5 protein-coding genes are annotated in these 3,857 nt (G+C 48.2%); 2 read left to right on the top strand and 3 right to left on the bottom strand.

The genetic code is table 11. From position 1 onward, the window contains the following. Positions 1–139 precede the first annotated feature (139 nt). Both IM515_RS04355 and IM515_RS04350 read right to left on the bottom strand, forming a co-directional pair. A complete protein-coding gene (locus IM515_RS04355) occupies positions 140–604 on the bottom strand; it encodes an MEKHLA domain-containing protein (RefSeq protein WP_193961354.1) in 465 nt (154 codons plus the stop codon). A gap of 22 nt (positions 605–626) precedes the next feature. Then, entirely contained in the window at positions 627–1,808 is a 1,182-nt protein-coding gene (locus IM515_RS04350) for a M20 family metallopeptidase (RefSeq protein WP_287628122.1), read from the bottom strand. Positions 1,809–2,185: 377 nt separating this feature from the next. Between IM515_RS04350 and queF the strand changes: the two genes are divergently transcribed. After that, the gene (gene queF / locus IM515_RS04345) at positions 2,186–2,581 is read left to right on the top strand and encodes a preQ(1) synthase (RefSeq protein WP_002732669.1); all 396 of its coding nucleotides are present in this window, start codon (positions 2,186–2,188) and stop codon (positions 2,579–2,581) included. Between the two features lie 9 nt (positions 2,582–2,590). On the opposite strand, the gene IM515_RS04340 is transcribed toward queF, so the two are convergent. Beyond that, the gene (locus tag IM515_RS04340; RefSeq protein ID WP_287628121.1) at positions 2,591–2,836 is read right to left on the bottom strand and encodes a hypothetical protein; all 246 of its coding nucleotides are present in this window, start codon (positions 2,834–2,836) and stop codon (positions 2,591–2,593) included. A 42-nt stretch (positions 2,837–2,878) separates the two neighbouring features. On the opposite strand from IM515_RS04340, the gene IM515_RS04335 reads away from it, so the two are divergent. Beyond that, positions 2,879–3,580 carry a tetratricopeptide repeat protein gene (locus tag IM515_RS04335; RefSeq protein WP_287628120.1) on the top strand — a complete coding sequence of 234 codons (702 nt, stop codon included), beginning with the start codon at positions 2,879–2,881 and terminating at the stop codon, positions 3,578–3,580. The last annotated feature ends 277 nt before the right edge of the window (positions 3,581–3,857 follow it).

Here is a 3,857-nt window from a genome sequence, read left to right as displayed (position 1 = left end):
AGTGGGGAAGTGGGGAAGTGGGGAAGTGGGGAAGTGGGGAAGTGGGGAAGTGGGGAAGTGGGGAAGTGGGGAAGTGGGGAAGTGGGGAAGTGGGGAAGTGGGGAAGTGGGGACGGAGTTTCAAGGCAGTACAGCTTAAATCAGAGAAAAATCCAATCGGCAAAAGTGGCAGCCTGTCCGCAATAAATGCCATCACGATCGATGATATTCCAAACGATCGCTTTTTCAATGCGAAATAGTTGACCGTTTTTCGTGATCCTTACCCCGTGATAATCGTTGATATAGCCTTGTTTTTTGACTAAATCCAGCATTTTTTGGCGTTCTTGGGCGGGTTCCTCCCCCTGTACCGTCGCTTGCGAAGGAGTTGTTAATAATTCTGGCCAAGTTAAACCCCAGAGATCGAGGGCACCGCGATTACCATAATTGAAGATCGGATTAGTTTGCGTACCGTGGGAAACTAGGACAAAAGGGGCATAAAAGAGCATTTTACTCTGTTCTTTGCCAGTACCGATCCGGGGCAACAGCGATCGCCCGATTAACCGTTCATAACTATCCAGCAGCAATTCCGTCCAAGCTATAATAGCTAAATCTTGCCAAATTTCCATAAAATTATCTTGAAAAACTGGTTTAATCTTCTCTTTGCCAATATTTATAGGCCGCGTAGGCTAAAGTAATCACTCCCGTCAGAATTGCCGACTCATCCACTAAAAATTCCGGATGGTGAAGGGGGGGATTGAGGAGGTGAGGAGAACCCACTCCCAGACGGAACATTGTCCCCGGGGCCTGTTGCAAATAAAGGGAAAAATCCTCGGCCCCCATGGAGGGTTCCGAGAGAATTAAAACCCGATCCTGTCCCCAAGCTTCTAAACCAGCTTCTTCGACTAACCGGGTTAAAAATTGGTCATTTTGCACCGATGGCACACCCCGACGATAATTTACTTGACATTTAGCGTTATATGTGCTACAGACATTCGTGACCAAACCCTCGATCCATTCCGGGAGATGGGCGTGGGTTTCTGGGTGCAGCGATCGCACTGTTCCCGCCATGCGTACCTGATCGGCGATGACGTTGGGGGCGCGACCACCGCTAATCTGGCCGATGGTGAGGACAATGGGACGCAAAGGGTTTTGAGTCCGACTAATTGCCTGTTGCAAAGTGGTGATTACTTGCGAAGCGATCCAGATAGCATCGATCGCCTCGTGGGGCCGGGCCCCGTGGCCCGATTCTCCTTGAATAAAAATCTCCAGATCGTCGGCAGCTGCAGTTAAGGCCCCGTAACGAACCCCGATCGATCGGGCCGGAATCGAGGGGAAAACGTGCAGCCCGAAAACGGCGCTGACATCCCGCATCACCCCCTCCCGGATCATCCAACTGGCCCCCTGGGCGATTTCCTCTGCTGGTTGAAAGAGAAAGCGTATTTTTCCCTGCAAAGGTTCCGAGAGACGGGAAAGCACCATCGCCGCCCCTAAACCGACGGTAGCATGAACATCGTGACCACAGGCGTGCATAATCCCCGGTTTACGCGAAGCAAAGTCTAAATCGGTCTTTTCTTGGATCGGTAGGGCATCCATATCGGCCCGGATGGCTAAAATCCTCCGATCACTGCCTTTTCCGGGCAATTCTCCCTTAACTCCCGTTTTTCCCACCGCTTCCTGCACCGATAGACCACAGGAAGACAAAACCCCGGCAATATAGGCGGCAGTTTGATATTCTTGCCCGCTTAACTCTGGATTCGCGTGAATGTGGCGGCGAATCTCCACTAATCGGGGTGCGAGACTCTCGGCTATGTTTTTAATCTCGGAGAGCATGAAACCAGTTTTACAGTATCTTTAGGGTTAATCATAGAGCATTTTTTACCTGAAAAGTTGGGTCTGGCTGATTTTCAGTCTCAACTGTCTTCTCGGCACTCTTTCAACCTAGGACTAAGCTAATTTGTCAAGAGGATGCAGGAGTTAAGTAGGTAGGCGTTAAAAGTTGTCAGACACCCCCCTTATTAAGGGGGGCAGGGGGGATCCCCCCGCCTATCGGCACCCCCCTTATCAAGGGGGGCAGGGGGGATCGAACCTAAAATCCATTTTTAATTTAATTATAACCAGCTACTTACTATTCATCTCTTGATTCGTTAACGCCTCTTGAGAGAATATTCCAGCTATGATAGAAAACATTGTCTAGTTAGGAAAAAAACATGGTTCAGTCTTCCGAAAAAATTGAAGTTAAGTACGGGGAAAGAGAAATTGCCGAAGGAACATTAATTACTTTCCCTAATCCACGTCCCGGCAGAAATTATGATATTCATATTACTCTGCCAGAATATACCTGTAAGTGTCCCTTTTCCGGTTATCCCGATTTTGCCACTATTTATCTTAGCTACGTTCCCGATCAAAAGGTGATGGAATTAAAGGCGATTAAACTTTATATTAATAGTTATCGCGATCGTTATATTTCCCACGAAGAAGCAATTAACCAAATTTTAGATGATTTGGTGGCGGCTTGCGAACCCTTGCAAATGAAAGTTAAGGGGGATTTTCATCCCAGAGGTAACGTACATACCGTGGTGGAGGTGATGTATAAAAAAGAATAGCATAATTGTCTAGTTTGGGGATGGGGTTGCTCCCATCCCTTGCTGTTCTAGTTTTTGTTGTTCAAGTTTTTTGCTGTCCTTGTTTTCAATACTTATTTTAAAATTGTCCTCTATACTTAGAGATTTAATCTTATCGTTAAGAGTTGGTTGATTGCCTTTGACTGCTGCTAGGTAAACTGCCCGCGCATTTAAATTGCTTATTGAGATGAGGCAAGAGGCTTCGGCCGTGAGATCAGGAAAAACTTTTTCAGCCAACCCTAAGTAGAATTTAAAACCATCCCCAGTGAGGAACTAGCCATGAAATCCTTTGCCCTTCTTACCACCGTCAGCCTAATCAGCCTTTCCACCCTCGCGACTGTTCGCCCCGTCATGGCGCTAGAGAGCCGACAACCAGCCGAAACCCGGATCGCTCAAGGGAACAATCAAGACGCGATCGGCCACTATAACCGGGGAGTTGACTACATCCAACAGAAAAAATACGATCTCGCCCTCGCTGAATTCACCAAAGCGATCAACATTAATCCCCGATACGCCGAGGCTTACCTCAATCGCGGGTTTCTTTACGAACAACAGGAGAAACCCGACCTCGCCCTGTCCGATTACAATCAGGCGATCAACATTAATCCCCGATTGGCCGAAGCTTACAACAATCGCGGGTTTCTTTACGAACAACAGGAGAAACCCGACCTCGCCCTGTCCGATTTCAATCAGGCGCTCAACATTAATCCCCGATTAGCTCTGGCTTACAGCAATCGCGGGCTTCTTTACCGACAACAGGAGAAACCCGACCTCGCCCTGTCCGATTTCAATCAGGCGATCAACATTAATCCCCGATTGGCCGAAGCTTACAACGGTCGCGGGCTTCTTTATTACTCTCGACAAGAAAGGGAAAAAGCGATCAGAGATTTCCGACAAGCCGCCGAACTGTACCGCCAGCAAGGAAACGCGGCGTTATATGAAAAGATTATGGAACTCCTACGGCTATTAGGCGCGGTCTAGTCCTTTTTGTTGGGTTGAGTCCGTAGGTTGGGTTGAGCGAATCAATAGGTTAAAGAAAACCTCTCAATTTTAGGGGAAAGGGAAACCCAACAGCCAAAACCTCAATCCGTCTCAATGAGCGATCGCTTCTCATGGCTTTTTGTGGGGTTTCCTTGGGTCTATAGTTGGGTTTCCTTACGTCAACCCAACCTACAAGAGAGCGGGTAGGGTGGGCTCTTCGTTAGCGTAACGCACCAATCCCAGGGAGAAACCCAACAGCCAAAACCTCAATCCGTCT

Origin of the sequence: Microcystis sp. M44BS1 (assembly GCF_020244875.1) — a bacterium.
Classification (GTDB): domain Bacteria; phylum Cyanobacteriota; class Cyanobacteriia; order Cyanobacteriales; family Microcystaceae; genus Microcystis; species Microcystis panniformis.
This window is presented reverse-complemented; position numbering and strand designations above follow the sequence as displayed.

Coding starts and splice junctions, on each gene's coding strand:
- IM515_RS04355 (WP_193961354.1), bottom strand. CDS start 604: ATGGAAATTTGGCAAGATTTAGCTATTATAGCTTGGACGGAATTGCTG.
- IM515_RS04350 (WP_287628122.1), bottom strand. CDS start 1,808: ATGCTCTCCGAGATTAAAAACATAGCCGAGAGTCTCGCACCCCGATTA.
- queF (WP_002732669.1), top strand. CDS start 2,186: ATGGTTCAGTCTTCCGAAAAAATTGAAGTTAAGTACGGGGAAAGAGAA.
- IM515_RS04335 (WP_287628120.1), top strand. CDS start 2,879: ATGAAATCCTTTGCCCTTCTTACCACCGTCAGCCTAATCAGCCTTTCC.